This window comes from Pseudomonas sp. ASL9 (assembly GCF_056680335.1).
In genome coordinates this window covers 1,205,299-1,231,800 of sequence record NZ_CM155277.1, presented here as the reverse complement: position 1 = coordinate 1,231,800, position 26,502 = coordinate 1,205,299, and the positions used below count along the sequence as shown (strand labels likewise).

General features: G+C 57.0%; 27 protein-coding genes. 10 read left to right on the top strand and 17 right to left on the bottom strand.

Translation table 11 applies throughout. The annotated features are described in order from the left end of the window. Window positions 1-51 precede the first annotated feature (51 nt). From AC1ME2_RS05755 to minC, 6 genes are all read right to left on the bottom strand, one after another. Window positions 52-216, bottom strand: coding sequence for a hypothetical protein (locus AC1ME2_RS05755; RefSeq protein ID WP_480439836.1), 165 nt, complete (start codon window positions 214-216; stop codon window positions 52-54). A gap of 104 nt (window positions 217-320) precedes the next feature. Continuing rightward, window positions 321-1,610: a M18 family aminopeptidase gene (locus AC1ME2_RS05750; protein WP_480439835.1), complete on the bottom strand. Its 1,290-nt coding sequence runs from the start codon at window positions 1,608-1,610 to the stop codon at window positions 321-323. 166 nt (window positions 1,611-1,776) lie between these two features. Continuing rightward, on the bottom strand, window positions 1,777-2,412 hold the full coding sequence (locus tag AC1ME2_RS05745) for an RluA family pseudouridine synthase (protein ID WP_480439834.1): 636 nt from the start codon (window positions 2,410-2,412) through the stop codon (window positions 1,777-1,779). 93 nt (window positions 2,413-2,505) lie between these two features. Then, a complete protein-coding gene (minE, locus tag AC1ME2_RS05740) occupies window positions 2,506-2,760 on the bottom strand; it encodes a cell division topological specificity factor MinE (RefSeq protein WP_322168238.1) in 255 nt (84 codons plus the stop codon). After that, the gene (minD, locus tag AC1ME2_RS05735) at window positions 2,757-3,572 is read right to left on the bottom strand and encodes a septum site-determining protein MinD (protein WP_480439833.1); all 816 of its coding nucleotides are present in this window, start codon (window positions 3,570-3,572) and stop codon (window positions 2,757-2,759) included. Before minD ends, minE begins: the two co-directional genes overlap by 4 nt. 200 nt (window positions 3,573-3,772) lie before the next feature. Beyond that, window positions 3,773-4,513 carry a septum site-determining protein MinC gene (gene minC / locus AC1ME2_RS05730; protein WP_480439832.1) on the bottom strand — a complete coding sequence of 247 codons (741 nt, stop codon included), beginning with the start codon at window positions 4,511-4,513 and terminating at the stop codon, window positions 3,773-3,775. 128 nt (window positions 4,514-4,641) lie between these two features. Here minC and AC1ME2_RS05725 point away from each other — a divergent pair, with 128 nt between their 5' ends. Further along, a complete protein-coding gene (locus AC1ME2_RS05725; protein WP_480439831.1) occupies window positions 4,642-5,574 on the top strand; it encodes a lipid A biosynthesis lauroyl acyltransferase in 933 nt (310 codons plus the stop codon). Between the two features lie 54 nt (window positions 5,575-5,628). Then, window positions 5,629-6,798, top strand: coding sequence for a patatin-like phospholipase family protein (locus tag AC1ME2_RS05720; RefSeq protein ID WP_480439830.1), 1,170 nt, complete (start codon window positions 5,629-5,631; stop codon window positions 6,796-6,798). Between the two features lie 9 nt (window positions 6,799-6,807). Here AC1ME2_RS05720 and AC1ME2_RS05715 read toward each other — a convergent pair whose 3' ends face one another. From AC1ME2_RS05715 to AC1ME2_RS05700, 4 genes are all read right to left on the bottom strand, one after another. Further along, entirely contained in the window at window positions 6,808-7,662 is an 855-nt protein-coding gene (locus AC1ME2_RS05715) for a pirin family protein (RefSeq protein WP_480439829.1), read from the bottom strand. Window positions 7,663-7,677: 15 nt separating this feature from the next. Beyond that, window positions 7,678-8,001, bottom strand: a complete 324-nt coding sequence (locus AC1ME2_RS05710) for a hypothetical protein (protein WP_480439828.1) — start codon at window positions 7,999-8,001, stop codon at window positions 7,678-7,680. Window positions 8,002-8,340: 339 nt separating this feature from the next. Continuing rightward, window positions 8,341-9,144, bottom strand: a complete 804-nt coding sequence (locus tag AC1ME2_RS05705) for an MlaA family lipoprotein (RefSeq protein WP_480439827.1) — start codon at window positions 9,142-9,144, stop codon at window positions 8,341-8,343. After that, a complete protein-coding gene (locus AC1ME2_RS05700; protein ID WP_480439826.1) occupies window positions 9,137-10,435 on the bottom strand; it encodes an alpha/beta fold hydrolase in 1,299 nt (432 codons plus the stop codon). Before AC1ME2_RS05700 ends, AC1ME2_RS05705 begins: the two co-directional genes overlap by 8 nt. A gap of 240 nt (window positions 10,436-10,675) precedes the next feature. Between AC1ME2_RS05700 and AC1ME2_RS05695 the strand changes: the two genes are divergently transcribed. After that, entirely contained in the window at window positions 10,676-11,047 is a 372-nt protein-coding gene (locus tag AC1ME2_RS05695; protein WP_480439825.1) for a hypothetical protein, read from the top strand. Between the two features lie 574 nt (window positions 11,048-11,621). Here the strand turns inward: AC1ME2_RS05695 and AC1ME2_RS05690 are convergent. Beyond that, the gene (locus AC1ME2_RS05690) at window positions 11,622-13,175 is read right to left on the bottom strand and encodes a glycoside hydrolase family 17 protein (RefSeq protein WP_480439824.1); all 1,554 of its coding nucleotides are present in this window, start codon (window positions 13,173-13,175) and stop codon (window positions 11,622-11,624) included. Window positions 13,176-13,723: 548 nt separating this feature from the next. Between AC1ME2_RS05690 and AC1ME2_RS05685 the strand changes: the two genes are divergently transcribed. The 3 genes from AC1ME2_RS05685 to AC1ME2_RS05675 all read left to right on the top strand — a co-directional run bounded on the left by AC1ME2_RS05685 (window position 13,724) and on the right by AC1ME2_RS05675 (window position 16,798). After that, window positions 13,724-14,578, top strand: coding sequence for a glycine betaine ABC transporter substrate-binding protein (locus tag AC1ME2_RS05685; protein ID WP_480439823.1), 855 nt, complete (start codon window positions 13,724-13,726; stop codon window positions 14,576-14,578). A 253-nt stretch (window positions 14,579-14,831) separates the two neighbouring features. Further along, entirely contained in the window at window positions 14,832-15,143 is a 312-nt protein-coding gene (locus AC1ME2_RS05680; protein ID WP_480439822.1) for a DUF485 domain-containing protein, read from the top strand. After that, complete coding sequence (locus AC1ME2_RS05675; RefSeq protein WP_480439821.1) at window positions 15,140-16,798, top strand: cation acetate symporter; 1,659 nt, start codon at window positions 15,140-15,142, stop codon at window positions 16,796-16,798. The genes AC1ME2_RS05680 and AC1ME2_RS05675 overlap by 4 nt, the downstream gene beginning before the upstream one ends. Before the next feature lie 84 nt (window positions 16,799-16,882). Here AC1ME2_RS05675 and AC1ME2_RS05670 read toward each other — a convergent pair whose 3' ends face one another. Continuing rightward, window positions 16,883-17,041, bottom strand: coding sequence for a DUF3309 family protein (locus AC1ME2_RS05670; protein ID WP_480439820.1), 159 nt, complete (start codon window positions 17,039-17,041; stop codon window positions 16,883-16,885). Window positions 17,042-17,191: 150 nt separating this feature from the next. Here AC1ME2_RS05670 and AC1ME2_RS05665 point away from each other — a divergent pair, with 150 nt between their 5' ends. The 4 genes from AC1ME2_RS05665 to csrA all read left to right on the top strand — a co-directional run bounded on the left by AC1ME2_RS05665 (window position 17,192) and on the right by csrA (window position 20,143). Then, window positions 17,192-17,569 (top strand): DUF2784 domain-containing protein, encoded by a 378-nt coding sequence (locus AC1ME2_RS05665; protein WP_480439819.1) that lies wholly within the window; start codon window positions 17,192-17,194, stop codon window positions 17,567-17,569. 105 nt (window positions 17,570-17,674) lie between these two features. Continuing rightward, complete coding sequence (locus AC1ME2_RS05660) at window positions 17,675-18,490, top strand: SDR family oxidoreductase (protein WP_480439818.1); 816 nt, start codon at window positions 17,675-17,677, stop codon at window positions 18,488-18,490. 945 nt (window positions 18,491-19,435) lie between these two features. Beyond that, window positions 19,436-19,768 carry a YnfA family protein gene (locus AC1ME2_RS05655; RefSeq protein WP_480439817.1) on the top strand — a complete coding sequence of 111 codons (333 nt, stop codon included), beginning with the start codon at window positions 19,436-19,438 and terminating at the stop codon, window positions 19,766-19,768. Between the two features lie 180 nt (window positions 19,769-19,948). Then, window positions 19,949-20,143, top strand: coding sequence for a carbon storage regulator CsrA (gene csrA / locus AC1ME2_RS05650; RefSeq protein ID WP_480439816.1), 195 nt, complete (start codon window positions 19,949-19,951; stop codon window positions 20,141-20,143). 6 nt (window positions 20,144-20,149) lie between these two features. Here csrA and AC1ME2_RS05645 read toward each other — a convergent pair whose 3' ends face one another. The 5 genes from AC1ME2_RS05645 to AC1ME2_RS05625 form a co-directional block, all read right to left on the bottom strand. After that, the gene (locus AC1ME2_RS05645; protein ID WP_480410856.1) at window positions 20,150-20,377 is read right to left on the bottom strand and encodes a YheU family protein; all 228 of its coding nucleotides are present in this window, start codon (window positions 20,375-20,377) and stop codon (window positions 20,150-20,152) included. A 110-nt stretch (window positions 20,378-20,487) separates the two neighbouring features. After that, entirely contained in the window at window positions 20,488-21,684 is a 1,197-nt protein-coding gene (locus AC1ME2_RS05640; RefSeq protein WP_480439815.1) for an osmoprotectant NAGGN system M42 family peptidase, read from the bottom strand. Window positions 21,685-21,817: 133 nt separating this feature from the next. Then, complete coding sequence (ngg, locus tag AC1ME2_RS05635; protein WP_480439814.1) at window positions 21,818-23,566, bottom strand: N-acetylglutaminylglutamine synthetase; 1,749 nt, start codon at window positions 23,564-23,566, stop codon at window positions 21,818-21,820. Window positions 23,567-23,569: 3 nt separating this feature from the next. Then, window positions 23,570-25,342, bottom strand: a complete 1,773-nt coding sequence (locus AC1ME2_RS05630) for an N-acetylglutaminylglutamine amidotransferase (RefSeq protein WP_480439813.1) — start codon at window positions 25,340-25,342, stop codon at window positions 23,570-23,572. Between the two features lie 197 nt (window positions 25,343-25,539). Next, the gene (locus tag AC1ME2_RS05625; protein WP_480439812.1) at window positions 25,540-25,800 is read right to left on the bottom strand and encodes a site-specific integrase; all 261 of its coding nucleotides are present in this window, start codon (window positions 25,798-25,800) and stop codon (window positions 25,540-25,542) included. Window positions 25,801-26,502 lie beyond the last annotated feature (702 nt).

Here is a 26,502-nt window from a genome sequence, read left to right as displayed (position 1 = left end):
GAGTGCATTTTGCAGGCGCCCTGCGGCTTTGCACGCCATACGCCGAGCGGCCTACGCAAGTTTGTCGAGGATTTTGTAAACCACCGTACCGAGGATGCAGACCATGCCCAGCCAGAGCAGGAGCACACCGATACCTCGTTCCTGATACGTGAATCCCACGCACAACAGCAGCATACCGGCGAGTATCGGTATCAGCATTGAGTGGACCGGGTCCATGAGCGCTACGCCTTTGTGATCCTATAGCGTCAGTCTAGGTGGGTTTTAGCGGATGAGCCGTGTGACGTTCTTCGCAGGCAAGCCTGCGAAGAATATTTACCTGATCAAGGCAGATCGTGGCTGGCGTAAAACGCATTGAGCACTTTCACCAAATGTGCCAGATCGTGGCTGCCCGCCAGTTCACGAATCGAGTGCATGGCGAAGGTTGGCAGGCCGATATCGACGGTGCGTACACCCAGATGACTGGCAGTGATCGGGCCAATGGTCGAGCCACACGCCATGTCGCTGCGCACCACAAAGCTCTGCACCGGGACTTCTTCGGCCATGCACAGATGGCGGAAGAAACCGGCGGTTTCGCTGCTGGTTGCATAACGCTGGTTGCTGTTGACCTTGATGACCGGGCCTGCGTTGAGTTTTGGGCCATGGTTGGCGTCATGCTTATCGGCGTAGTTCGGGTGTATGCCGTGGGCATTGTCGGCCGAGATCAGCAACGATTTTTGCAGGGTGCGCACATAGTCATCGCCTTCAGGTAGCAGGCGTTGAAGGATCTGTTCCAGCATCGGACCATCTGCGCCACAGGCGGAACTGGAGCCGACTTCTTCGTGATCAGTGCAGATCAGCAGGCAGGTTTCGTCAGTTTCGGCGGTGAGCAAGGCTTGTACACCGGCAAAGCACGACAGCAGGTTATCCAAACGTGCGCCAGCGATGAAATCACCGTGCAGGCCAACGATTGCAGCACTTTGGGTGTCGTAAAAGCTCAGCTCGTAATCGAGCACAACATCCGCATTCAAACCATGCTCGCGGGCCAGCTGATCGGTCAGCAGGGCACGGAAATCCACACGCTCATCGCCTGCCACCTGCGCCAGAATCGGCGGCAGCTCAGTCTGGGCGTTGATCGCCCAGCCTTCATTGGCGGTGCGGTTCAAGTGAATCGCCAGGTTTGGGATCACGGCGATAGGCAGTTTGAAATCGATCAGCTGGCTTTCAACCTTGCCGTCACGGCGAAAGGTCACGCGACCGGCCAACGACAGGTCACGGTCGAACCAGGGCGCGAGCAGGGCACCGCCGTAGACTTCGACACCCAACTGCCAGAAACCCTGACGTTGTAGTTCCGGCTGCGGCTTGACCCGCAGACAGGGGCTGTCGGTGTGGGCGCCGACCAAGCGGATACCGCCATTCAAGGGCGAATGACGGCCCAACTTGAAGGCGACGATCGATGAGTCGTTGCGAGTGACGTAATAGCGACCACCGGCCTCGGTGGCCCATGTGTCACGTTCATTCAAACGTTGGTAACCGGCCGCTTCCAAGCGTTGGACGAGGCTGGCGGTGGCATGAAAGGGGGTGGGAGAGGCCTTGAGGAAATCAATCAGGCCTTGGTTCAACTCTTCGCGCATACGTTACTCCAGACAGCAATGACGCGAGTTTACCGTATTGGATTGCGTCATGTGGCTACCTGGTTGTTTGTTATGCCCTTTTCGCAGGCAAGCCTGCTCCCACAGAGTCGGCGACAAAACCTGTGGGAGTAGGCTTGCCTGCGAAAGGCCGCGGCGCGGTCCCCATTCAAAACGGCGCAGGGCACTCGAAGCGCATGCGCTCACCCGTTTGCGGGTGAGTGAAGCTGAGCATGCTGGCGTGCAGGCACAGGCGCGGGTAGGCCGCCAGCGCCTGAGGGTGTGCATACAACCCGTCGCCCAGGAGCGGATGACCGATGGACAGCATGTGCACGCGCAATTGGTGCGAGCGGCCGGTAATCGGCGTCAACTCGACACGGCAATAATCACCGCAGCGCTCCAGCACTTTCCAGAATGTCAGCGCGTGCTTGCCGAATTCGTGATCGACCACATGCCTGGGCTTGGTCGGTGGGTCGTAGCGCAACGGCAAATCGATACTGCCACTGTCCAGTTCTGGTTGGCCCCAGCACAAGGCGGTGTAGGCTTTTTCAGTTTCGCGGTCGTGAAACTGCCGTGATAGCTCGCGGTGCGTGTCGGCGTCGCGGGCCAGCAGGATGATTCCCGAGGTTTCCCAATCCAGGCGATGGACGATACGGGCCTCGGGGTAACCGTTTTCCTGCAGGCGAGTAATCAGGCAATCCTTGTTGTCCTCGGCACGGCCGGGAACGGAAAGCAGCAGGGTCGGTTTATCGACTACCAGAACGCCAGCGTCCTGATGAATGATGCGGATGTTCGACAACGGCATGTGCAACGGGCCTCGAAACGCTAGAAACGCCAACGGCGGTATTCGGACCTTCTGTTCAAAAGGTCTGAAATACCGCCGCAGGCACCGGCCGGATCAACGATCTGGCAGGGTGATATTGAGTTCAAGGATCGAGCAGCTGCCCTGGCTTTCCAGAGCGACATGCACTTGGTCGGACTCGATGTTGACGTATTTGCGGATAACTTCCACCAGCTCTTTTTGCAGGGCAGGCAGGTAGTCAGGGGTGCTGCGTTGGCCGCGTTCGTGCGCCACGATGATCTGTAGACGCTCTTTCGCTACTGAAGCGGTGCTTTCCTTCTTGCGGTCACGAAAGAAGTCAAAAATATTCATTCACGACCTCCAAACAGTCGCTGCAAGAATCCTTTCTTCTGCACATCAATAAAACGATGAGCAACTTCCTTGCCGAGCAAACGATCGACAGCATCGCTATAGGCCTGACCGGCGTCGCTCTGGTCGTCAAGGATGACTGGAATGCCCTGGTTAGAGGCTTTCAAAACCGCCTGAGACTCAGGAATCACGCCCAACAGACGGATTGCGAGGATTTCTTCAACGTCTTCGACGCCAAGCATTTCGCCCTTGGTGACGCGCTCCGGATTGTAGCGAGTCAGCAGCAGGTGTTCCTTGATCGGGTCTTCGCCTTTCTCGGCGCGACGGGACTTGCTCGCCAGCAGGCCTAGCATGCGGTCCGAGTCACGTACCGAAGACACTTCCGGGTTGGTCACAACGATCGCTTCGTCAGCGAAATACATCGCCAGGTGGGCGCCTTTCTCGATGCCCGCAGGGGAATCGCAGACCACGTACTCGAAGGTTTCCTTGAGTTCCATCAAAATCTTTTCAACGCCGTCCTGAGTCAGCGCGTCTTTATCGCGGGTCTGGCTTGCGGCCAGTACGTAAAGATTTTCCAGGCGTTTGTCTTTGATCAGGGCTTGGGTGAGGGTTGCTTCACCGTTCACGACGTTGACGAAGTCATAAACCACGCGGCGTTCGCAGCCCATGATCAAGTCAAGATTACGCAAGCCAACGTCAAAGTCGACGATCACTGTTCTGTGGCCGCGCAAAGCGAGACCGGTACCGATAGCGGCGCTGGTGGTGGTCTTACCCACACCACCCTTGCCGGATGTAACCACGAGAATCTTGGCCAAGGTGTTTCACCCCTAGAGGAAAAGGACAGTTAGTCCCTGAAGGGCATCCCTTGAAACGGCAACAGTCGAGCAATGCTGGGAATCGAGAACCCCTGAATCAGAGGTTTAACCGGTTGAAAACCCGGCTTTTTCGACGTCCGACTTCTTTTGCTACGTTTTCGCGACGAATCAGGGATGCTTTAAAATGGCGGCAGTATCCGTTAAAGACGTGTGATGTTCAACACGTCGCCGGACAGGCTAACCTGTACTCCGGCCCCCCACAGCGGATCTCTGCGCAGATCTTCGGAAACTTTGTATTGCCCGGCGATCGAGACCAGTTCGGCGCCCAACTGCTGGCAAAAAATCCGCGCCTTGGTGTCGCCTTTGATCCCGGCCAATGCCCTTCCGCGCATAGGGCCATACACATGGATGTTGCCATCGGCCAGAAGTTCCGCACCGGGACTGACCGAGGCGATGACCACCAGGTCGCAGCCCTGGGCATAAATCTGCTGACCGCTGCGCACGGGAGAGGTGATGATTTTGCTTGGTTTGAGGGTCGGCTCAGGTGGTTTTTCTGCCTTTTTCTTCGCGGCTTCGCCTTCGGCAGGCTCCAGCGGGCGCTCCCGGGCACCCGAAGGTGGCAGTACGGGCAGATCAATCGCAATGGCAGCGGCGATATCTTCGATGCGGTTGGCGCGAATGGCCAGGGTGCGCAGGCCGTGTTGACGGCATACACGCATCAACGCGGGCAGATCAACGGCGCCTTCGCCAGCGGGCAGTTTGTCCAGGGCCAGCACGAGGGGCGTGTTGCTGAAGAAGTTCGGGGCCAGGGCAACTTTCGCCGCCAACTGGCGATCAAGGGTTTCAAGGTTGTTTCGGGCCAGCTCAAGCACCGTAATGGCGAGCATGCTGCCCTTTAGCTGGAACACAGGATCCTGGTCTTGCAATTCTATTTGGCTCATGGTCGGCATAAAGCAGCTTGTCACTAAAAGTGCCGAGACTTATAACGAGAACGCTCGCGAGTCGCAAGCCAAGCCGATGCAGTCGAACCGATGTAGAATGCGCGGCCCACGTCTTTACGGAAGCTGTAATGGATCGTCCGCCTTTTCGAGCTCGTTTTCTGCAACCGCGTTTCTGGCCGCTATGGCTGGGGCTGGGGCTGCTCTGGCTGATCGTTCAATTGCCGTTTCGCACGCTGACAGCCGTTGGTCGGACGCTGGGTGCGGTGATGTACTGGTTTGCCGATGATCGTCGGTACATTGCTTCGCGCAATCTGGAATTGTGCTTCCCCCATCTGTCGAAAGCCGAGCGAAAACATCTGCTCAAGGAGAATTTCGCGTCCACTGGCGTCGCTTTTTTCGAGATGGCCATGAGTTGGTGGTGGACACCCTCGCGGCTGGCCAAACTGGCCCATATCGAAGGTCTGGAGCACCTTAAACAAGCACAGAGCGAAGGGCAGGGCGTGATTCTCATGGCGCTGCACTTCACTACGCTGGAAATCGGTGCGGCCTTGCTGGGTCAGCAGCATACGATTGACGGAATGTACCGTGAACACAAAAACCCGCTGTTCGACTTCATCCAGCGCCGCGGCCGTGAGCGCCACAATCCAGATTCCCTGGCCATAGAGCGTGAAGACGTGCGTGGCATGCTCAAGTTGCTGCGCGCCGGCCGGGCCATCTGGTACGCGCCAGATCAGGATTACGGCGCCAAGCAGAGCATTTTCGTGCCGCTGTTCGGCATTCAGGCGGCGACTGTGACCGCCACCAGCAAGTTCGCCAAGCTCGGTCGCGCTCAGGTGGTGCCGTTCACCCAGCAGCGTCTGGCCGATGGCAGTGGTTATCGGCTGGTGATACATCCGCCGTTGAGCGATTTTCCCGGTGAAAGCGACGAGGTCGATTGCCTTCGGATCAATCAGTGGGTCGAGCGCGCCATCATCGAGTGCCCGTCGCAATATTTGTGGGCGCATCGCCGCTTTAAAAGCCGACCAACGGGCGAGCCGAAGCTGTATAAGAAGCCTGACTGATATTTAAAAAGGCTAATCAATAAAAATGCAATCACGCGTCAGAGATGAGCAGCAATGAGTGCTGCTGAAACCGGTCCCGCTGAGCCGGTCACTGGGCTGATTCTTTCGGGTGGCGGTGCCCGTGCCGCTTATCAGGTCGGCGTACTGGCCGGGATAGCTGATTTGCTGCCTTCCGGTGCTCCGAATCCGTTCCCGGTGATTGTGGGGACCTCGGCTGGCGCCATCAATGCGGTCAAGCTGGCCAGTGGTGCTTCGCATTTTTGCGCCGCAGTTCATCAACTGACCGAGTTCTGGCAGTGTTTTCGCAGTCATCATGTGGTGCGCAGCGATTGGGCGGGGGTGGTTCATCAGGCCAGCCGCTTTGTCGGCCATCACCTGCTGGGGATTGGCGCGCAAGTGCCTGTGGCGTTGCTCGATAGCTCGCCGTTACGCGATCTGCTCAATACTCGTCTGGACCTGCGCGGTATCGACCACGCCATCGAAGCTCGGCACCTGCGCGCCGTGGCGGTGACCGCATTTGGTTATGAGTCGGCGCAAGCGGTGACCTTCTATCAGGGCAAGGGCACCATTGATTCCTGGCTGCGCCATCGGCGTATCGGCTTGCCGACGCAGCTGACGGTCGATCATCTGCTCGCCAGTTCAGCGATCCCCTTGCTGTTCGCACCAGTCAAGATCGAGCAGGAATATTTCGGTGATGGTGCGATGCGCCAGTCAGCGCCGATCAGCCCGGCGTTGCATCTGGGTGCGAATCGGGTGCTGGTGGTCGGGGTCAGCGGCAACCCACATGGGGACATAACGAGCAATCAGGTGCAGCGGGCGACGAGGGGGATACAGCCTAGTCTGGCTCAGATAGGTGGGCATATGCTCAACAGCACCTTCATCGACAGCCTGGAAAGCGACATCGAACTGTTGGAACGGCTCAATCAACTGAGCTATTTGTTGTCGTTGAAGCAGCCCGTGCACACGTTGGGTCTGGCGCCGGTGGACGTGTTGGTAATTTCCCCCAGCCAACCGCTGGACGAAATCGCTGCGCGTCATCGGTCCGAGCTGCCAGCCGCCTTGCGCATGTTCCTGCGCGGACCGGGCGCGACTAAAACCAGCGGCGCCGGTGTGCTGAGTTACCTGCTGTTCGAGACGGGCTATTGCAGCGAGTTGATCGAGCTGGGCCGGCGCGATGCTCTGGCCCAGAGTGATCAGTTGAAGCGGTTTTTAATATTGGCTTGAGGCGATCTATCAGGCAGTCAGCCGATCATCACGAAAGTCACGCAACGCCTGCTCGATCTCTTCACGTGTATTCATCACGAACGGGCCGTACTGCACGATAGGCTCACGCAACGGCTTGCCCGCGATCAACAGCACTTTTGCCCCAGAGGCGCTGTGCAGCTGCAATTCGCCCTCCTCAGACAAGCGCGCCAAACGGCGGGTACTGATTACTGACGGCTGACCTGCAAGCTCAAGGCTGCCCTCGTAAACGTACAGCAGCACGCGATGGCCCTGAGGAATCTGCGGGCTGACACTCGCGCCAGCCGGAATGTGCAGGTCAAAATAAAACGGTTCGGTATCCGGGCGTTGTACAGCACCCGCCTGGTGCACCTGGCCATCGTCGAACTGCCCGGCGATCACTACCACGTCCACGCCCGCTTGGGTGGTCACCCGGGGAATGTCCTGCGGTTGGATATCTTGATAGCTGGCAGGGTCGAGCTTGGTCCTGCCTGGCAGGTTCAGCCATAGCTGAAAACCGCGCATCGTGCCTTCTTCCTGCTCGGGCATTTCGCTGTGGATAATCCCGCGGGCCGCCGTCATCCATTGCACACCGCCGCCTTCAAGCAGGCCGACGTTGCCCAGATGATCCTCATGGCGCATCCGCCCTTCAAGCATGTACGTGACGGTCTCGAAACCACGATGCGGGTGCGGTGGGAAACCGGCGATGTAATCGTCGGGCTTGTCCGAGCCGAACTCATCGAGCATCAGGAAAGGATCAAACAGCTCCATGCCCTGGCCGCCGAACACGCGGGTCAGGCTCACGCCGGCACCGTCGGAAGTAGGCTGGCCGGCTTGGATCGCCAGCACTTTGCGAAATTGAGTCATTGAGGAAACTCCTGGTCAGGTAGGAATGACGACCATGCTATGCCTGTCAGGTTGACGAATGGGTGCGATTTTTGCGTCGCAGTTATCAACAATTCCGATGTTTTCCCCATGCGTGCTCCCATCAAACAAAAAATAACGCATTGAAAAATAAATAATAAATCTTATTAAATTTTCAGCCAAACGCTGATCCCCTGTAGGAGTCGCTTTCTTGAGTCCGCTGAAGGTCGTGCCGACCTTATCGCAGCCTTCGGCAGCTCCTACAGGAGCCAGTTTACTGCGCGACAGCGCGGCGTCGAAGACGGGGCGAAATCTCCGGCGTTGCTCCGGGGGTCGCCGCAAGGGGCCATCCCTGGCCCCGTGCGGCTAACTCGGCGTCCTGCCTCGTTACCCCCTGCGCAACGCCTGCGCTCGGCCTTCTGGAAAAGGGGCCTGGCCGTAATTCGACAGCCAATTCACTTGAAAATCAAAGGCAAATCAAGACCCCGGTGGGAGCGAATTTATTCGCGAAGGCGTCTTATCTGACACGCCACCACCAATCACGACACACAAATAGCAACCCAGTTTGCTGCGCGACAGCGCAGCGTCGAAGACGCGGCGGGGCCTCCCACCGTTGATCTTCGTGGCCTATAAAAACGGCCGACCTGTCATCCAGGTCGGCCGTTTTGTGATGTTGCTCAGCTACTCAGCGATCTGCAACTTGCGCGCTTCGGTGTAGACGTAGCGAACCTTTTCGTACTCGAACGGCGAGTTCGTCTGGCCATAGCGGAAGCTGTTGGTGTAACGCCGGTCGATGGCACGCAGGACGTAAATTTCCGGGTGGTCGTTGCTGACCTGGGCGACGTTGAGGAAGTTGATCTGCGACTCGGCCGTGAAGTCAAAGAGCAGCCCGGTGGTGTCACGCAGATTCGATGGCCCGAGCAGCGGGAGGACAATGTACGGTCCACCGGGCATGCCATAGAAGCCCAGCGTCTGACCAAAATCTTCGCTTTGACGCGGCAGGCCCATCATGGTCGCCGGATCCCACAGCCCGGCGATGCCGACCGTCGTGTTAAGCAGCAGCCGGCCCGTGGTGTTCAGCGAGCGCTGGCCCTTGAACTGGAACAGGCTGTTCAACAGGTTCGGGATGTCGCCCAGGTTGCTGAAGAAGTTGCTGACGCCAGTGCGTAAAAAACTCGGCGTGATGTAGCGATACCCGTCGACTATCGGCAGGAATACCCATTCGTCGAAACGATAGTTGAAGTGGTATACCCGACGGTTCCACGACTCCATCGGGTCGTAGACGTTGAGGGCGTTGAGCGTTGCGCGCTCGAACTCACGCTGATCCAGACCAGGGTTGAATTTCAGCGACTTCAACGGCTCGGTGAAGCCGTCCGGGTCGGAGGCTCTGGCGACTGTCGCTGGATGGGCGGCGGGGGTGACATCGGCCGCATAAGTGACGCTTGCGGACATCAGTGCAGCAACAAGCAGGAGAAATTTAGCCACGGAAGAACTCCAGCATGGCGTCGCTGTTGACGCGGTAATTAATGTTGCCGCAATGGCCGCCGTAGGGATAAACGGTCAAGCGATCACCAAAGGTCTTGCGCAGGAAACCGAGGTCTCCAGGGCCGAGAATCACATCGTCGGCGTTATGCATCACGGCGATCTTGGGGCTGTTATGCAGGTAGTCCTTAAGCGCGTAGAGGCTCACTTGATCGACCAGTTGCAGCAGACTGCCGCCATCGGTGCGGGCGCGCCACATGGGGATGACCTGCTCAGTGATGTAGCAGTTGAAATCACATTGCAGCGCACGCTTGAGGAACGGGGTCAGGCTGGTCCCTTCGCTGATCGGGTATTTGGGCGGAGTGATCAGCCCGCGGCGGTTGATCAGGTCGGAGGTAAAGGCGATGTCGGCCACGGAGAAGCGGAACGTGGTGCCGATCAGCATCGCCATTTGTTCATTGGTCAGGTGCTGCTTGGACTGCTGGAAGTCATAAAGTAATGCGTCGTTAAGATCGACGTAGCCTTTTTGCTTGAAGTAGCGGGTCAGCTTGGCCAGTACCAGTTCGTAGAACGTGGTGCTGTTATTGATGCCCTTGACCTGAGTCTGCACCAGTTTGTCCAGATTGGTGATTGAGGTATAGAGGTTGACTGGGGGATTGAGCAGCATGACACGCTTGAAATTGAAACTGCGTCGGGTTTCGTCCAGGTGGGCGACGAAGGCCGCATCCAGTGCGCCCAGGCTGTAGCCGGTCAGGTAGTAATCAGTGATCTGCAAATTTGATTGTTGTGCACGCACGGCCTGCATCACCCGATACAAGTCTTCGGCGTCATCCTTGGAAACCCCAGGTGTCGCAAAGCGTGAGGCGGCACTCATGAAGTCGAAACTGGTGGGCGATGATAATTGCACGACGTTATAGCCAGCGCCGTAGTACAGTTTTTTCAGGAACTCGTTGATGGTGCTGGTGTACGGCGCGCCGGTGCCAGCGATCAGAAAAACCAGGGGAGCTGGATGGTCTTGCTTGGCCAGACGATAACGCAGCTTTTTCACCGCCCAGAAATTGTCGGGCAGCGTAAAGTCGCGCTCGGGGTGCAGGTTAAGGGTGTAATCGCTCTGAGTGATATCGGCATCGGCTGGCAGCTTGGGACGCAGGTCCTGAGGTGTCGTTGCAATGGTCGCTTCGAAGGGGTTGGTCAGGGGAAAGCCATAACTGGCCGGGTCGACATCGACTGCCAGAGCGGACGCACTCAAGATGAGGCCGCCGAAAACGACAGCGCAGCGTAGGAAACGGAGCATGACTAAATCCCTTGGGAAAAGTGCTGAGTGAGATACGCAGGCTATGACCACGGGTGTAGTACCGAAGTGCCGTACTTTTAAGCGAACGCCGTGTATATGGCAGAGGCGATACATACTCTGCATGAGTAATCGACAGCGCGGGCAGTCCTGTTGTGGGTAGAACTCCCTTGCATACCGGCGTCGGGCGATTATGCTGGGCGCCGTTTTCGGTTTCGTCCGCGTTGGTTTTTGGAGTATTGCATGTCTCGCCGTCTACCACTAATTGTGCTGCTGATCGTTCTGCCGCTGTGGCTCGCTGCCAGCTATGGTCTGCGTTATTCGTTGATGGAGGATGCCCGATGGGTCGGTATCTGTGCCAGCGAGGCGTTGAACTGGGAGTGCCAGATGCGCTCGAACCTTGGGTTGATGATTCATTTCGGGGCGATCGCCAAGGCGGCGTTGGTGACATCGATCATCGCTTTCTGCGTGTCGGGTCGTGTCGGCTGGTGGCTGGCTGTGTTTGCTGTGCTGCTCGGGATCCCGGCGTTGGTGCTCTACAGTGCGAGTCTTGCAGTGTTTGCGGTAGTTATTGCCGGGTTGCGGTTGGTCAGAGCGCCGCACGCTGTGCGCTGATTCAAAATCCAGAATCTCAAACCCCAGACAGCACTGAGGGGAGCCGAAGCTCCCCTCTAATCGTATTGCGTGCTCTTTTTTTATTATTGTAGGGCGGTCTGTTCTTGTTTTTGGCGACCTGTCCCTTTACTGCTGTTTTGTGCGATCCCCATCGGGGATCAAGAGCAAACGTATTTTTTTGAGCGCTGACTTGCTTTGATCACTTGCGCGATCCAACCAGTTCGGGAGCTACCTGAGGTAGTTTTATTGTTCTCTGCCCGGTTGCGGAATCGAAATCCCGGTAAAGCCCTTCCACTCCAAAAAAATCTGTTAGCTGCGTCTCTGTCCGTGTTGTTCTTGTTATGTCAGAGCCGATACGTATTGTTTTTATTGGGTTGCTGCTTTGTTTTTATTTTTGTTGTGCAAGAGATATAGCAGGAGCCGTGCCAGTTTTTAAAAGTCCTTTAAAAACAGGTGCTTGAAGAAATTATCACTCATGCGGTCGATAAAAAATACCAATATTTGTTTCCGTGTTACCCGATTGAGCACCGGCCTTTGTGGGGCCGGTAACACAATGGGCGCATTCACAGCCTGTTCAGGCGTGACGGACCCGCAAGCAACGCCACAATGCAGCGGTCATCAGCAGGCTGACCAATGCCCAGCCCAATGCCTGTTGGCTGGCAAGCCCTTCCTGAAACAACTGCGGTGCGATACCGGCGCCAACGATAAACGTCAGCAGCGCGACTTCCCGGCGTGGAACACGCACTGGCCGGAACAGGTAGAACACTGCGGGCAGTAGCAGGGTTGGCGTAGGAAAGCTGCGATAACGCGGATCAAATACCATTGCCAGCATCATTACCGCAGCGGCGAATCCCGTGGCGGTTACCCACCAACCGGCACGCGCCTCGAACCACAGGAATGCACGAGCGCGCCAACCGTCTTTGGCCGACAGCGCCAGCGCGGCATGGGCCAGTACCAATAGATTCAAACCGACCAACAGCACGGCCCAGACCCATTCGCCCGCGAAGCGACTCGTAATCCGTGCCAGCTCACCCCACGTGCCGATGCAGCAAGCACCCAGCGCAGCCAGCAGTGGCAAGACCAATGCACTGCGTGTGGTGGCCACGCGGCCGGCAACTGCCAGGGTCATCGCGAAAAGCAGCCCGCTGACGGCTAACCAGAAAGGCCAGTAAGACAGGTTGGAAACCGGGCCTGCGAGTACGCCTTTCTCCTGACGGTCGGCATCGAACAAGCCCCAATATCCGCCGACAGCCCCTTCATTCGCGCGTTTCCACGGCTGGTCGAAGGCTTCGATCAGGTTGTAGTGCCAGCCGTTTTGTTCAGCCATGGCGACAAATCCACGAATGAACCGAGCTTCGTTGGCCCTGCTTGGCACGGCGGTTTCTCGCTGACGACCTTCGCTGGGCCAGCCAGTCTCACCGATCATGATGTCTTTGGGCGCGAAGCGGCTGCCGAATATCTGGCGGATCTGCGCCACATGCTCCAATGCGTCGTCGATGCCTTTAGGTTCATCTTCCCAATACGGCAACAAATGGATGGTCAGGAAATCCACCGCCGGCGCTACCTCCGGGTATTGCAGCCAGAGCGCCCACACATCGGCGTAAGTCACTGGCTGTTTGACCTGGCTTTTGACGTGAAGAATCAGCTTGACCAGTTGTGATCCAGTCACTTCCTTGCGCAGCAGTGCTTCGTTACCGACGATCACTGCAGTGACCACGTCAGGGTTGGCATTGGCCGAGGCGATCAGTGCGTCGACTTCTTTGGCGGTGTCCGCCGGGTTGGCGTTGACCCAAGCGCCGAGCATCAGCTTCAGTCCGTGTTTGCGCGCCAAGGCGGGAATGGCTTCCAGCCCGCTCATTGAATAGGTGCGGATGCATTCGAAACGGGTAGCGAGCAGGGCCAGGTCGGCATCAATCCGTTCCGGCCGCAATGTGAAGGGCTGGTCGAACGGTGATTGATCCTTGTCGAACGGGGTGTAGGACGCGCACTGCAATTTATGCGTGGGCGTGGCTGCGTCCGGCAGAATCACCGGTTTCCCCATGCCATACCAGAAGCCGCAAAGGGCGAACAGGCCAAGCAGACAAGCGAACAGATAAGGTGCAACGGGGAAGCGGGAAATCGCAGGCATGATGGGGCCGTAATGGGGCTGAGGGCGGCATGTTACCTGTATTTTTCCAAGGCTGGAGAAGCACTTTGGCTCTGACCCGAAGAGGGATATGCAAAGTTCGGGCGGACTTCGCCAATTATTTCCCCCTGTTTGTCGTGGGTGGCTCAGTGATGTCGTTACTCGGTGTATTGAGGTCGTTAATAGAGCAGGAGGTATTCCGACGCAGGTTGATTATCAGGACGCCATCACGGTGCTGCTGTGTGAGCCGGTGAACAGGTGAGGCGTGAAGGGGCGGCAGCGCTCCAGTGTCGGGCACGAACTGCGGTCCCTTACAGGCCGTGTGAAAACTACTGCAGGCTGGGTGACTTCGGCGCTACGCACACAATACTGCGTTAAAAATAGGCTCGGAATGCTCATTTACAACACGTAGACTCGGGTGCGAGCCCAGTCCACTTCCTCGCCTGTTTTTGCCTTGTCTTGCCTTCGCTCGCTACGTTTTCACACGGTCTGCTTAAAAACGTTAAAGATGCTCGACAGTCGTCGGGTGCAGCACTTTCGGGGAAGTAACAATGAAGATGCGACGAATCCTTGGCACAGGTGCCGCTCTGGTACTTGCGATCAGTTCCACGCTGGCCATTGCAGAAACAAAACCAACGTTGAGCATCGGCTATGTCGACGGTTGGTCCGACAGCGTCGCCACGACCCATGTGGCCGCTGAAGTGATCAAACAGAAGCTTGGTTATGACGTCAAGCTGATGCCGGTTGCAACCGGGATCATGTGGCAGGGCGTTGCGACCGGTAAACTTGACTTGATGCTGTCGGCCTGGCTACCAGTGACTCACGGCGAGTACTGGGCCAAGAACAAAGACAAGGTTGTCGACTACGGTCCTAACTTCAAGGATGCCAAAATCGGTCTGATCGTTCCCGAGTACGTCAAAGCCCAAAGTGTTGCCGACCTGAAAACCGATGATTCCTTCAAGAAAAAAATCGTGGGTATCGATGCCGGTTCAGGCGTGATGCTCAAGACCGATCAAGCCATCAAGGACTACGATCTGGAGGGCTACAAATTGCAGGCCAGCTCTGGCGCTGCAATGATCGCCGAATTAACCCGTGCTGAAGAAAAGCATGAATCCATCGCGGTCACTGGCTGGGTTCCGCACTGGATGTTTGCCAAGTGGAAACTGCGCTTCCTTGAAGATCCAAAGGGCGTTTATGGCGCAGCCGAGACTGTGGACAGCGTCGGTAGCAAGGGTTTAGAGAAAAAGGCACCTGAAGTAGCGGCCTTCCTGAAAAAATTCTCCTGGAATTCCAAGGATGAAATCGGCGAAGTCATGCTAGCGATCCAGGACGGTGCCAAGCCTGAAGTTGCAGCGAAAGACTGGGTTGCCAAGCACCCGGACCGTGTCGCCGAGTGGGTCAAATAAAACCGCTTGAACACGTCTAGATAGCACCTTTTAAGGCCATTTGGCATCACTGCCAGATGGCCTTTTGCATGACGGTTATTGCACTCATTGATTTGCCCTCTCTCTTATCCGTTTCCTTCCTTATTCATATACGCGTGCAGAGGTCCGCGCAGACAGGTTATGTCGCTCTAATACTAAGGTCGTCTGGAGTGAGTTCTAGAGCAGACTAAAGTGTAACGAGCTACATTTCTTCTGTGCTGCGAGGATAAAAATAATGAACGACAGCATTTACCTCTCGATTCAAAACAGCCCCCGTTTCAAGGAGCTGGTATCCAAAAGAGAGCGATTCGCCATGATTCTTTCGGCGATCATGCTTGGGTTATACGCGGGCTTCATCATCTTGATTGCTTATGCGCCACACATTCTCGGGACTAAAATAAGCCCCGAATCATCGATCACGTGGGGGATCCCAATAGGGGTCGGGCTGATTTTTTCGGCGTTTATCCTCACCGGCGTCTATGTATACCGTGCCAACGGTGAATTCGATAAGATGAACAAAGCAATTCTCCAGGAGGCTCAGCAATGATCCGGCGTCTACTAACGGCCCTTGGGCTTGCTGTGTTCGCACCGACCTTGTGGGCGTCTGAAGCGCTTACCGGTGCTGTGCAAAAACAACCGCTGAACGTTTCAGCTATTGCCATGTTCGTGGTGTTTGTCGGCTTCACTCTGTGCATCACCTACTGGGCGTCCAAACGCACCAAGTCGGCGGCAGACTATTACTCGGCAGGCGGTAAAATTACCGGTCTCCAGAACGGCTTGGCAATTGCTGGCGACTATATGTCGGCTGCTTCCTTCCTGGGGATTTCCGCGCTGGTGTTCACCTCCGGCTACGATGGCCTGATCTACTCGATCGGCTTCCTGGTGGGTTGGCCGATCATTCTGTTCCTGATCGCCGAACGCCTGCGTAACCTGGGCAAATACACCTTCGCTGACGTGGCGTCCTATCGCCTGGGGCAGAAAGAAATTCGCACCCTGTCCGCTTGCGGTTCGCTGGTAGTGGTGGCGTTTTACCTGATTGCGCAGATGGTGGGTGCCGGCAAGCTGATCCAGCTTTTGTTCGGCCTGGACTACTACGTTGCGGTGATTCTGGTAGGTATCCTGATGTGCATGTACGTCCTGTTCGGCGGCATGTTGGCGACTACCTGGGTTCAGATCATCAAAGCGGTGTTGTTGCTGTCTGGCGCAACCTTCATGGCGGTCATGGTCATGAAGCACGTTAACTTCGACTTCAACACCCTGTTTGCCGAGGCGATCAAGGTTCACCCTAAAGGTGAAGCGATCATGAGCCCGGGCGGCCTGGTGAAAGACCCTGTGTCGGCGTTCTCTCTGGCTCTGGCACTGATGTTCGGTACCGCTGGCCTGCCACACATTCTGATGCGCTTCTTCACCGTGAGCGACGCTAAAGAAGCTCGCAAATCGGTGCTCTACGCTACTGGCTTCATCGGCTACTTCTACATCCTGACCTTCATCATTGGCTTCGGCGCGATCCTGTTGGTAAGCACCAATCCGGTCTTCAAGGATGCTGCTGGTGCGCTGTTAGGCGGTAACAACATGGCCGCGATTCACCTGGCCGATGCGGTCGGTGGCAGTCTGTTCCTGGGCTTCATCTCAGCGGTGGCTTTCGCTACCATCCTGGCGGTGGTTGCAGGCTTGACCCTGGCAGGTGCAACGGCGGTGTCTCACGACCTGTATGCCAGTGTGATCAAGGCCGGTAAAGCCAACGAGAAAGACGAAATTCGTGTTTCGAAGATCACCACCCTCGCACTGGGTGTCCTGGCAATCTTCCTGGGCATTCTGTTCGAAAATCAGAACATTGCGTTCATGGTTGGTCTGGCGTTCTCCATCGCGGCAAGCTGTAACTTCCCGGTCCTGCTGCTTTCCATGTTCTGGAAAAACCTGACCACCCGTGGCGCCATGATCGGCGGCTGGATGGGCTTGATCAGCGCGGTTGGCTTGATGATCCTTGGCCCAACCATCTGGGTGCAGATCCTGCATCATGAGAAAGCTATCTTCCCGTACGAATACCCGGCGCTGTTCTCCATCTCCATCGCATTCATAGGGATCTGGTTCTTCTCTATCACCGACAAGTCCAAAGCGGCGGAGAATGCACGTGCGTTGTTCCTTCCGCAGTTTGTTCGCTCGCAGACAGGTTTGGGTGCAACTGGCGCGGTTGCTCACTGACGCCCGTTGATGCAATAAAAAAAGCAGCCTACGGGCTGCTTTTTTTATGGGTGTGTGTTTCGCAAAGTTTATAGAGCGACTGCCTTATATTTTGCCGAGCAGAACCAGTATCAACAAAATGATCAAGACAGTACCGATGATGCCCGATGGCCCATAGCCCCAGCTTCTGGAGTGCGGAAATACCGGCAGACCGCCTATTAGCAGCAGGATCAGGATAATGATAAGAATTGTGCCTATGCCCATGACGAGTTCCTTCTTGTTGGTAAGTGGCTTCTGCAGTTCACGCCTTCAACGCCCGCGGCGTAAAGTGTGTGCTGCTTTAATAATCCGACTACGGCCGCTCTAAAAAAGTCCGTGGGCCGTGTCGTAATATTTTAGAGGGAAGGCACAGGTATGTTTTATCGCGTTGCCGCCGACGTTGTTGTGCTCATGCATGGGGTGTTTATCCTCTTTGCCTTGTTCGGCGGTTTGCTGGCGATACGTTGGCGCTGGTTTATCGTGCTGCACTTTCCCGCTGTCGCATGGGGCGTGATCGTCGAGTTCTTTCATCTGTACTGCCCGCTGACACCGCTGGAAAACGCGTTGCGCCTGAAGGCAGGCGATCAAGGTTACGACGGTGGATTTATCGAGCATTATCTGATTCCGCTGATCTACCCCGTAGGGCTGACGCCGCACACCCAGTTGTGGTTAGGCGTCTTGGTGGTGGTGATCAACGGGTTGGTTTATCTCTGGCTGGCAAGCCGCTATTGGCGTCGGCGCAAAGCCGTATAGGCCGTGGGTTTGCCCTTGCCATTCAGCAACTTGATGGTGGGGTGTTACGAGGATGACCTTCGCTACACTGCGATTCAACTCCCCGAAACGACAAGGCATTTCCCTATGCAAAATCGCATGATGATCACCGGTGCCGGGTCAGGCCTGGGTCGTGAAATTGCGCTGCGCTGGGCCCGCGAAGGCTGGCAGTTGGCGCTGTCGGATGTCAGTGAGCCTGGTCTGCAGGAAACCCTGAAGTTAGTACGCGAGGTTGGCGGTGACGGGTTTGTCCAGCGCTGTGACGTGCGTGATTACAGCCAGCTGACGGCCTTCGCCCAAGCGTGCGAAGAGAAGTTCGGTGGCATTGACGTTATCGTCAATAACGCTGGCGTTGCTTCCGGTGGTTTCTTCAGCGAGTTGTCGCTGGAGGATTGGGATTGGCAGATCGCGATCAACCTCATGGGGGTGGTCAAGGGCTGCAAGGCGTTTTTGCCATTACTGGAAATGAGCAAGGGCAAGATCATCAATATCGCGTCGATGGCCGCCTTGATGCAGGGCCCGGCCATGAGCAACTACAACGTGGCCAAGGCCGGAGTGGTAGCGCTGTCGGAAAGCCTGTTGATCGAGTTACGCCATCAGGAGGTCAGCGTCCATGTAGTGTGCCCGTCGTTTTTCCAGACCAACTTGCTCGACTCCTTCCGTGGCCCGACCCCGGCGATGAAAGCCCAGGTTGGAAAATTGCTGGAAAGCTCGCCGATCACCGCCAGCGATATTGCCGACTACATCTTTGAGCATGTTGCCCAGGGTGAGTTCATGATCCTGCCCCACGAGCAAGGACGCGAGGCCTGGACGTTGAAACAGAAGAATCCGCAGATGCTCTACGACGAGATGGCTTCTATGGCCGACAAAATGCGCGCCAAGACCAGGCAGGGTCGCGAGTAGGCAGATCACAAGCCACTGTAGGAGATGTCGCCCCGTCTTCGACGCCGCGCTGTCGCGCAGCAAACTGGTTTTGATTTGCGTGGTGTGATCGTTTGGTGGCGTGTCAGGCACGCAGCCTTCGCAGCGGGACGCGTAGTTGCAGGCCTGCTCCCACAGGATTTTGATCTGCCGTTGGGATTTGGAGTGAATTGACTGCTGAATTACGGCAAGGCCCCGTTTCCAGAAGGCTGAGCGCAGGCGTTGCGCAGGGGGAAACGAGGCAGGACGCCGAGTTAGCCGCACGGGGCCAGGGATGGCCCCTTGCGGCGACCCCCGGAGCGACGCCGGAGTGAGGGAAATCCGAGCCTAGGCGAGGATCCGTATGGCGGGGCAAGCGTTTTGGCGGGACCTTTTTGGCGTTTGAAAAAGGTTCCTCGCTGTAAGAGCGAAACCGTAATTCCAGCACACTCAAATGCCGGATATACACATCAAGATCAGCGCCAACACATTGTTTTTAAAGGATTAAAAATCAGTTTGATAGTGGATGCCGCCCCGTCTTCGACGCCGCGCTGTCGCGCAGCAAACTGGGTCCTGTAGCTGCCGAAGGCTGCGATAGGCCGGGGTCGCGGGCGACCGGCACGACCTTCAGCAATCCAGAGTTTACGACTGCTACGGTCGGACGCGACCCCGGACCGATTCGCAGCCTTCGGCAGCTCCTACAGGGGGTCAGCGTTTGGCTGAAAATATAATGACATTTATGCTTTATTTTTCAATTAGTTATCTGTTGTTTGAGGGGAGTGAATTTATTCGCGAAGAGGCCCTCACATTCAACATCCTCTGTGCCTGACCCACTGCTTTCGCGAATGAATTGGCTTGCACACAGCCTGCGCGCGCAGGCTTGCTCCATCTCCAGCATGCAGTTAGGGTTGCCGGCATCTTCCCCAGCAACCCTGACGAGATGCCGACGTGCTCAACTATCTGTGGTTTTTCCTTGCGGCGTTGTTCGAGATCGCCGGTTGTTATGCGTTCTGGATGTGGTTGCGCATGGGCAAGAGCGTGTTGTGGGTAGTGCCGGCGCTGCTCAGCCTGACACTGTTCGCCTTGTTGCTGACCCGAATCGAAGCCACCTATGCCGGGCGTGCCTACGCTGCGTATGGCGGTATCTATATCGTTGCTTCCATTGGCTGGTTGGGGCTGATCGAGCGGGTTCGGCCTCTAACATCAGATTGGCTGGGTGCAGCGCTCTGCGTGATTGGCGCGAGCATTATTTTATTCGGCCCGCGACTTTCTAACGCTTGAGACATCCTATGTCTCGACCCGGACGCAGACTTTTCCCATGGTTTTCGTCGATATGTAGTCTTAATCCGTAGGAAGGGTCTGGCCGGAATGAAGGGCATTACTGATTTGCTTCAGATGCATTGAAGGGGCTGGTTTCGCCGTGCAATCTTCGCTCTTTGTAACAAAAAAAGGGCGGGTAAAATGCTTGTATTGACGCGAGAAGTTGGAGAAACCTTTTCAATTGGTGATGACATCACCGTGCAGATTCTGAGCGTGAGCGGCAATCAGGTCCGGCTAGGCATTACCGCACCCAAGCACATCAAAATCAATCGAGCGGAAGTCTTCAAACGCATGGCCAGTCGTCTGGCGGAGCAACAAGTGCAGCCCACGGTCTGATGGGTGTCAGTCGAACCATTCCTTGGGCACGTCGTGCTTGAGCATCAGTTGGCACTGCTGGCTTTCCGGTTCGAAGACGATCACCGCCTGACCTTTGCTCAGGGCATGGCGCACCCGAAGTACGCGGGTTTCCAGCGGTGTCTCGTCGCCATTGTCGGTGCCGTCACGGGTGACGAAATCTTCGATCAGACGGGTAAGGGTGTCGGCTTCAAGTTGGTCGTAGGGGATCAGCATGGGGTTCTCGCATGAATTCCCGCCGATCCTAGCGTGGTTGAGGTCAGCAGGCTACATTCCTGGAAGACCCTTCCATCCGGGCGGCGGGTGGTTTCCCACTGCCCAATGTCTCAAATCTCCTCGGTACGCTGCCCGATGAGACTCTCCACCGTGGGTACCCGGGTATCGGATTCCATCTGTGCATCATGCTCAAGCTGATGGCTGAAGCGCTCCAATGACCCTTTTGCCGGTTGTGCATCGCTGGCAAACACTGGCGGGCTGAGCATGTAGGCGCCCAGTAGGCGGCTCAGGGCGCTGAGGCTGTCGATGTGGGTGCGTTCATACCCATGGGTCGCATCACAGCCGAAGGCGAGCAGGGCCGTGCGAATGTCATGCCCGGCGGTCACTGCCGAATGGGCATCGCTGAAGTAGTAGCGGAATAAATCCCGGCGTACTGGCAGTTCGTTCTCAGCTCCCAGACGCAACAGATGCCGCGACAGGTGGTAGTCGTAAGGGCCGCCGGAGTCCTGCATCGCGACACTGACTGCATGTTCGCTGGAGTGCTGACCAGGGGCGACCGGGGCAATATCGATCCCGACAAATTCACTGACGTCCCACGGCAGCACACCTGCCGCACCGGTGCCGGTTTCTTCGGTGATGGTGAACAGTGGATGGCAGTCGATCAACGGCTCGGCACCACTGTCGACAATCGCTTTAAGTGCAGCCAGCAACGCCGCGACGCCAGCCTTGTCGTCTAGGTGTCGCGCGCTGATATGCCCGCTGTCAGTAAACTCTGGCAGTGGGTCGAATGCGACAAAGTCACCGATACCGATACCCAGCGACTCGCAGTCGGCACGGGTGGTGCTGTAGGCATCCAGGCGTAACTCGACATGGTCCCAACTGATCGGCATTTCATCCACTGCCTTATTGAACGCATGCCCGGACGCCATCAAGGGCAGGACACTGCCGCGTATCACGCCGGTGTCAGTGAAGACACTGACCCGGCTGCCTTCGGCGAAGCGGCTTGACCAGCAACCTATCGGCACGAGGGACAGGCGCCCGTTGTCCTGCACCGCTCGTACGCTGGCGCCAATGGTATCCAGGTGCGCGGAGACGGCGCGGTCGGGGCTGTTTTGCTTGCCCTTCAAGGTGGCGCGAATGGTCCCGCGCCGGGTCAGTTCAAAGGGAATGCCCAACTCTTCCAGGCGTTCGGCGACGTAGCGCACGATGGTGTCGGTGAACCCGGTGGGACTAGGGATCGCAAGCATTTCCAGCAGGACTTTCTGCAGGTAATTCAGATCCGGTTCGAGGATTTTTGCAGGGGTCATGAGGGGAGCTCCAGACAAGTGAGGCAAAAACATGGATCAGCTGTAGGAACTGCCGAAGGCTGCGATAAGGTCTGAATCGTTGCGACCACTATGCGATCAATCGCAGCCTTGGCAGCGCCTACAAAGGTTCTGATCAGTTATGCGCAGGCAGGCTGTGCGGAAACAGCAGGTCGACGAAACGTTCGGCGGTCGGTTGTGGTTCATGGTTGGCCAAGCCGACCCGCTCGTTGGCTTCGATAAACACGTATTCCGGTTGGTCAGCGGCGGGCACCATCAAATCCAGGCCTACTACCGGAATATCCAGGGCACGAGCCGCACGTACTGCCGCATCCGCCAGCACCGGGTGCAGAATTGCGGTCACATCCTCCAGGCAACCGCCGGTGTGTAAATTAGCGGTACGCCGAACGGCCAGGCATTCGCCCGGTGGTAACACCGTATTGAAGTCGAATCCTGCGTCGCGCACCGTGCGTTGGGTTTCTTCATCCTTTGGAATACGGCTTTCCCCCAACGTCGCGGCTTCACGGCGTCGGCTTTGCGCTTCAATCAGCGCGCCAATCGTATGGTGACCGTCACCGATGACTTCGGCCGGTCGGCGGATGGCGGCGGCCACCACCTCAAAGCCAATCACCACGATGCGCAGATCCAGCCCTGGGTGATAGCTTTCGAGTAACACCCGGGTGTCGAACGGGTGGGCGCGCTCGATGGCATTCTGCACGTCTTCAATCGTGCGCAGGTCCACGGCCACGCCATGACCCTGCTCGCCATCGAGCGGCTTGACCACGATCTGCCCGTGCTCGTTCAGAAACGCCAGGTTGTCATCGCCGTTGCCCGCCAATTGCTGGGCCGGTAAATTCAAGCCTGCTGCCTTGAGCGCTCGGTGGGTCATGCTCTTGTCCTGACACAGGGTCATGCTGACGGCGCTGGTCAGGTCACTCAGGGATTCACGGCAGCGCACACGACGTCCGCCATGACTGAGGGTGAACAGGCCAGCATCGACATCATCGACCTGTACGTCGATACCACGTCGATGGGCTTCTTCGACGATGATCCGCGCATAAGGGTTGAAGTCCGCCTGTGGTCCTGGCCCGAGAAACAAGGGTTCATTGATACCGTTCTTGCGCTTTATGGCGAAGGTCGGCAGGTTGCGGAAACCGAGCTTGGCGTACAGGTTTTTGGCGTGCAGGTTGTCATGCAGCACCGAGAGATCGAGGTAGCTCAAGCCACGGCTCATGAAGTGCTCGATCAAATGCCGCACCAATACTTCGCCTACGCCAGGCCGGGAACAGTGTGGGTCAACCGCCAGGCACCACAAGCTGCTGCCGTTCTCCGGGTCATGAAAGGCTTTTTGATGATTGAGGCCCATCACGCTGCCGATCACGGCATTGCTGCTCTCATCTTCGGCAATCCAGTACACAGGGCCCCCTTGATGGCGTGGGGTCAGCAGGGCAGGGTCGATGGGCAGCATGCCCCGCGCCAGGTACAGGGTGTTGATCGACTGCCAATCCGCATCGTTCTGCGCACGGCGAATACGAAACCCACGAAACACCCGCTGTGCCGGACGGTAATCGCTGAACCACAGGCGCAAGGTATCGGAAGGGTCGAGGAATAGCTGTTGTGGCGACTGTGCCAACACTTGCTGGGGCGCTGCGACGTACAGCGCGATGTCGCGCTCGCCGGCCTTCTCGTTGAGCAAATCGCTGGCCAGCGTCACGGGGTCAGGATACGTGTGCCCGATCAGCAGCCGACCCCAGCCGCAATGCAGGGCCAGAGGTTGGGCGTCAGGCTCGCTGCCGTCTTCCGCGAAGCGTGCTTGCAAGCGCTCATAAGAGGGCGCCTGGCCGCGCAACAAACGTTGGCTAAAAGCCGAAGCATTGTGTTTCATCGATCAAAGTCCTTGTTCGCTGAGCCACAGGTTCAGCGCTGCGAGCTGCCACAGCTTGGCGCCGCGCAACGGGGTCAATCCTCCGTCGGGATCCGTTAGCAGTTTGTCGAGCATGGCCGGATTGAACAGACCACGGTCCTGGCTCGGGTCGAGCAACAGGTCGCGTACCCAGTTGAGGGTGTCGCCTTGCAAATGCTTGAGCCCCGGCACCGGGAAATAGCCTTTTTTGCGGTCGATTACTTCGGACGGGATCACCCTCCGCGCAGCCTCTTTCAATACCTGCTTGCCGCCATCGGGCAACTTGAAGCGCCCCGGCACCCGGGCCGACAGTTCGACCAGGCGATAGTCAAGAAACGGTGTGCGCGCTTCCAGACCCCAGGCCATGGTCATGTTGTCGACGCGTTTCACCGGGTCATCGACCAGCATTATCGTGCTGTCCAGACGCAGCGCTTTATCCACAGCGGCGTCGGCGCCGGGTTGGGCGAAATGCTCGCGAACAAAGTCGCCTGCCGCGTCATTGGCGGTCAGCCATTGGGGCTGCACGGTGGCGGCGTATTCGTCATACGTGCGGTCGAAGAATGCGGCGCGATAGGCTACATAAGGGTCGCTGGCGCCGTCTACTTGTGGGTACCAGTGATAACCGGCGAACAGCTCATCAGCGCCTTGCCCGCTCTGCACCACCTTGCAGTGCTTGGCCACCTCACGTGACAGCAGATAAAAGGCAATGCAGTCGTGGCTGACCATTGGTTCGCTCATGGCGCGGAACGCCGCAGGCAACTGCTCGATGATTTCGCTTTCGTTGATGCGCAACTGGTGATGTTGAGTGCCGTAGCGTTTGGCGATCAGGTCCGAATACTGAAATTCGTCACCGCGTTCGCCACCAGCATCCTCAAAGCCAATGGAAAAGGTCGATAGGTCCTTGATCCCGACTTCACGCAGCAGGCCAACCAGCAAGCTGGAGTCGACGCCGCCAGACAGCAGAACACCGACATCCACCGCTGCACGTTGACGAATCGCGACGGCATCACGGGTGCTGTCCAACACCCGATCACTCCAGTCTTCGAGGGTTAGATTCACTTCGTCGGCGCGTGGGCCATAGGGCAGACACCACCAGACTTTCTGCTCAGTCTTGCCGCTGGCGTCGATGCGCATCCAACTGGCCGGTGGCAGTTTTTCGATACCCGCCACTAAGGTGCGCGGTGCCGGCACCACGGAGTGAAAGTTCAGGTAGTGGTTCAAGGCGACCGGGTCGAGCATCGGGCTGATATCACCGCCTTTGAGCAGCGCAGGCAACGATGACGCAAAACGCAGGCGCTCACCGGTGTGTGACAGGTAAAGCGGTTTTACACCGAGTCGGTCGCGCGCCATGAACAACGCTTGGGTGTCACGTTCCCAAATGGCGAAAGCGAACATGCCATTGAGTTTGGGCAACATATCGACGCCCCAGGCGTGGTAGCCCTTGAGCAGCACTTCGGTGTCGCCGCCGGAATAAAACGGGTAGCCGAGTGCTTCCAGTTCAGCGCGCAGTTCCGGGAAATTGTAGATGGCACCGTTGAACGCCAGCGCCAGTCCGAGCTGATTGTCGACCATGGGCTGCGCCGAGCCTTCGGACAGGTCCATGATCTTCAGCCGACGGTGGCCGAGAGCAATAGGCCCCTGGCTATGAAAGCCCCAGGCGTCTGGGCCGCGAGGGGCCAAATGATGGGTGATCCGTTCAATCGCGGCGAGGTCCGCCGGTTTATCGTTGAAACGTAACTCTCCAGCTAATCCGCACATGTGGCTTAAACCTTTGGTTTTTCGGCATGTGTGTCGCTACGGGTGTTTTGCGTGGATCGAATAGGTACCGCTGTATTATCCAGGGTTGCGTGGCGCACTTAACCCGTAGCTTTCAGGCCCTGTTTCGGAGCGGACATAACGCTCTGGTCTGTCGTCTGCTCCGAGCGGCACGCACCCATAATCAGAGCGCGCCGCTGTCAGGGGTCTGGTTTTTCGAGTGCATGCGGCGCGCGATCGTTCAATAGAACTTCCCGAGCGGCCTTGCTTCTGGTCCTTTCCTTGATCTTTCCATAGAGCTGAATCCGGCAGCGACTGGCGGTTCGCGTTCGCAGGTCGACCTCGCTCCAGCGCAGTGCCATCGCCTGCCTTGGGCGCATGCCGGTATAGAAAGAGAACTCAAAAGATACTGGATAAATGACCCGCAAACCGCTGGTCACCTCATACAGCTTTGCGATCACGGGTTGGCGTCATCCCGAGTAAATGGATCAGCCTTTCGCTTCGTTGGGGAAATGCAGAGGGTTGTGGAAGAACTGCGAGCGAAAACTCAATTCCAGCTTGCAGTTCGTCCACGGGACGTTCTCGTTCTGCTACTCAAAATAGAGTGAACAGGTTCTTGGAGTCGCTAAAAAAACCTGACAGAGCGATCCGGTGTTATTGCCCAACCACATCGTACGCTATGAACATTCTGCGCAAGGGCGCCTTGTTGGGAGGTTGCGGTTCTTCAACTAGCGATGAGCGTGACCTTCGTGGCCGTGGTCATGACCGCGGCCGTGACCTTCATGACCGTGGTGACCACCACGAGCATGATCGCGAGCATGGTCGCGAGCATGAGTGCGAGCATGCTCATGGTCTCTTTGGTGGTGCTCCCCTCTGGCGTGATCACGGTCGTGGGACATGTCTGCCGCATAGGCGCCACCAGCAGAAAGCATTACCAGAATGGCTAACAGTGTTTTGAAGTTCATGATGTTCTCCCATTTTTATAATATAGGGCAGGTTTTAGCCTCTATCTTTTTCAGGATGGAAGGCATTTTTACCCTGTTGGCTTGTGTGCCCTGTCCATGCCGTTTTACTTATCATGGTGGGGCATATTGCACTAAGCAATAGACGTGCCTTAAGCACTTATTTTTACCGTCGAATTTAATTTTTCTTTTAGTTAGTTC

What these genes read in the sequence shown, in the direction of transcription:
- AC1ME2_RS05715 (WP_480439829.1), bottom strand. Translation starts at nt 7,662, where the DNA reads ATGACTCAATTTCGCAAAGTGCTGGCGATCCAAGCCGGCCAGCCTACT.
- minC (WP_480439832.1), bottom strand. Translation starts at nt 4,513, where the DNA reads ATGAGCCAAATAGAATTGCAAGACCAGGATCCTGTGTTCCAGCTAAAG.
- AC1ME2_RS05645 (WP_480410856.1), bottom strand. Translation starts at nt 20,377, where the DNA reads ATGCTGATCCCCTACGACCAACTTGAAGCCGACACCCTTACCCGTCTG.
- AC1ME2_RS05670 (WP_480439820.1), bottom strand. Translation starts at nt 17,041, where the DNA reads ATGGGCATAGGCACAATTCTTATCATTATCCTGATCCTGCTGCTAATA.
- AC1ME2_RS05690 (WP_480439824.1), bottom strand. Translation starts at nt 13,175, where the DNA reads ATGCCTGCGATTTCCCGCTTCCCCGTTGCACCTTATCTGTTCGCTTGT.
- AC1ME2_RS05695 (WP_480439825.1), top strand. Translation starts at nt 10,676, where the DNA reads ATGTCTCGCCGTCTACCACTAATTGTGCTGCTGATCGTTCTGCCGCTG.
- AC1ME2_RS05720 (WP_480439830.1), top strand. Translation starts at nt 5,629, where the DNA reads ATGAGTGCTGCTGAAACCGGTCCCGCTGAGCCGGTCACTGGGCTGATT.
- AC1ME2_RS05750 (WP_480439835.1), bottom strand. Translation starts at nt 1,610, where the DNA reads ATGCGCGAAGAGTTGAACCAAGGCCTGATTGATTTCCTCAAGGCCTCT.
- AC1ME2_RS05725 (WP_480439831.1), top strand. Translation starts at nt 4,642, where the DNA reads ATGGATCGTCCGCCTTTTCGAGCTCGTTTTCTGCAACCGCGTTTCTGG.
- AC1ME2_RS05675 (WP_480439821.1), top strand. Translation starts at nt 15,140, where the DNA reads ATGATCCGGCGTCTACTAACGGCCCTTGGGCTTGCTGTGTTCGCACCG.
- AC1ME2_RS05640 (WP_480439815.1), bottom strand. Translation starts at nt 21,684, where the DNA reads ATGACCCCTGCAAAAATCCTCGAACCGGATCTGAATTACCTGCAGAAA.
- AC1ME2_RS05660 (WP_480439818.1), top strand. Translation starts at nt 17,675, where the DNA reads ATGCAAAATCGCATGATGATCACCGGTGCCGGGTCAGGCCTGGGTCGT.
- ngg (WP_480439814.1), bottom strand. Translation starts at nt 23,566, where the DNA reads ATGAAACACAATGCTTCGGCTTTTAGCCAACGTTTGTTGCGCGGCCAG.
- AC1ME2_RS05680 (WP_480439822.1), top strand. Translation starts at nt 14,832, where the DNA reads ATGAACGACAGCATTTACCTCTCGATTCAAAACAGCCCCCGTTTCAAG.
- AC1ME2_RS05700 (WP_480439826.1), bottom strand. Translation starts at nt 10,435, where the DNA reads ATGCTCCGTTTCCTACGCTGCGCTGTCGTTTTCGGCGGCCTCATCTTG.
- AC1ME2_RS05685 (WP_480439823.1), top strand. Translation starts at nt 13,724, where the DNA reads ATGAAGATGCGACGAATCCTTGGCACAGGTGCCGCTCTGGTACTTGCG.
- AC1ME2_RS05630 (WP_480439813.1), bottom strand. Translation starts at nt 25,342, where the DNA reads ATGTGCGGATTAGCTGGAGAGTTACGTTTCAACGATAAACCGGCGGAC.
- AC1ME2_RS05755 (WP_480439836.1), bottom strand. Translation starts at nt 216, where the DNA reads ATGGACCCGGTCCACTCAATGCTGATACCGATACTCGCCGGTATGCTG.
- minE (WP_322168238.1), bottom strand. Translation starts at nt 2,760, where the DNA reads ATGAATATTTTTGACTTCTTTCGTGACCGCAAGAAGGAAAGCACCGCT.
- AC1ME2_RS05745 (WP_480439834.1), bottom strand. Translation starts at nt 2,412, where the DNA reads ATGCCGTTGTCGAACATCCGCATCATTCATCAGGACGCTGGCGTTCTG.
- AC1ME2_RS05665 (WP_480439819.1), top strand. Translation starts at nt 17,192, where the DNA reads ATGTTTTATCGCGTTGCCGCCGACGTTGTTGTGCTCATGCATGGGGTG.
- csrA (WP_480439816.1), top strand. Translation starts at nt 19,949, where the DNA reads ATGCTTGTATTGACGCGAGAAGTTGGAGAAACCTTTTCAATTGGTGAT.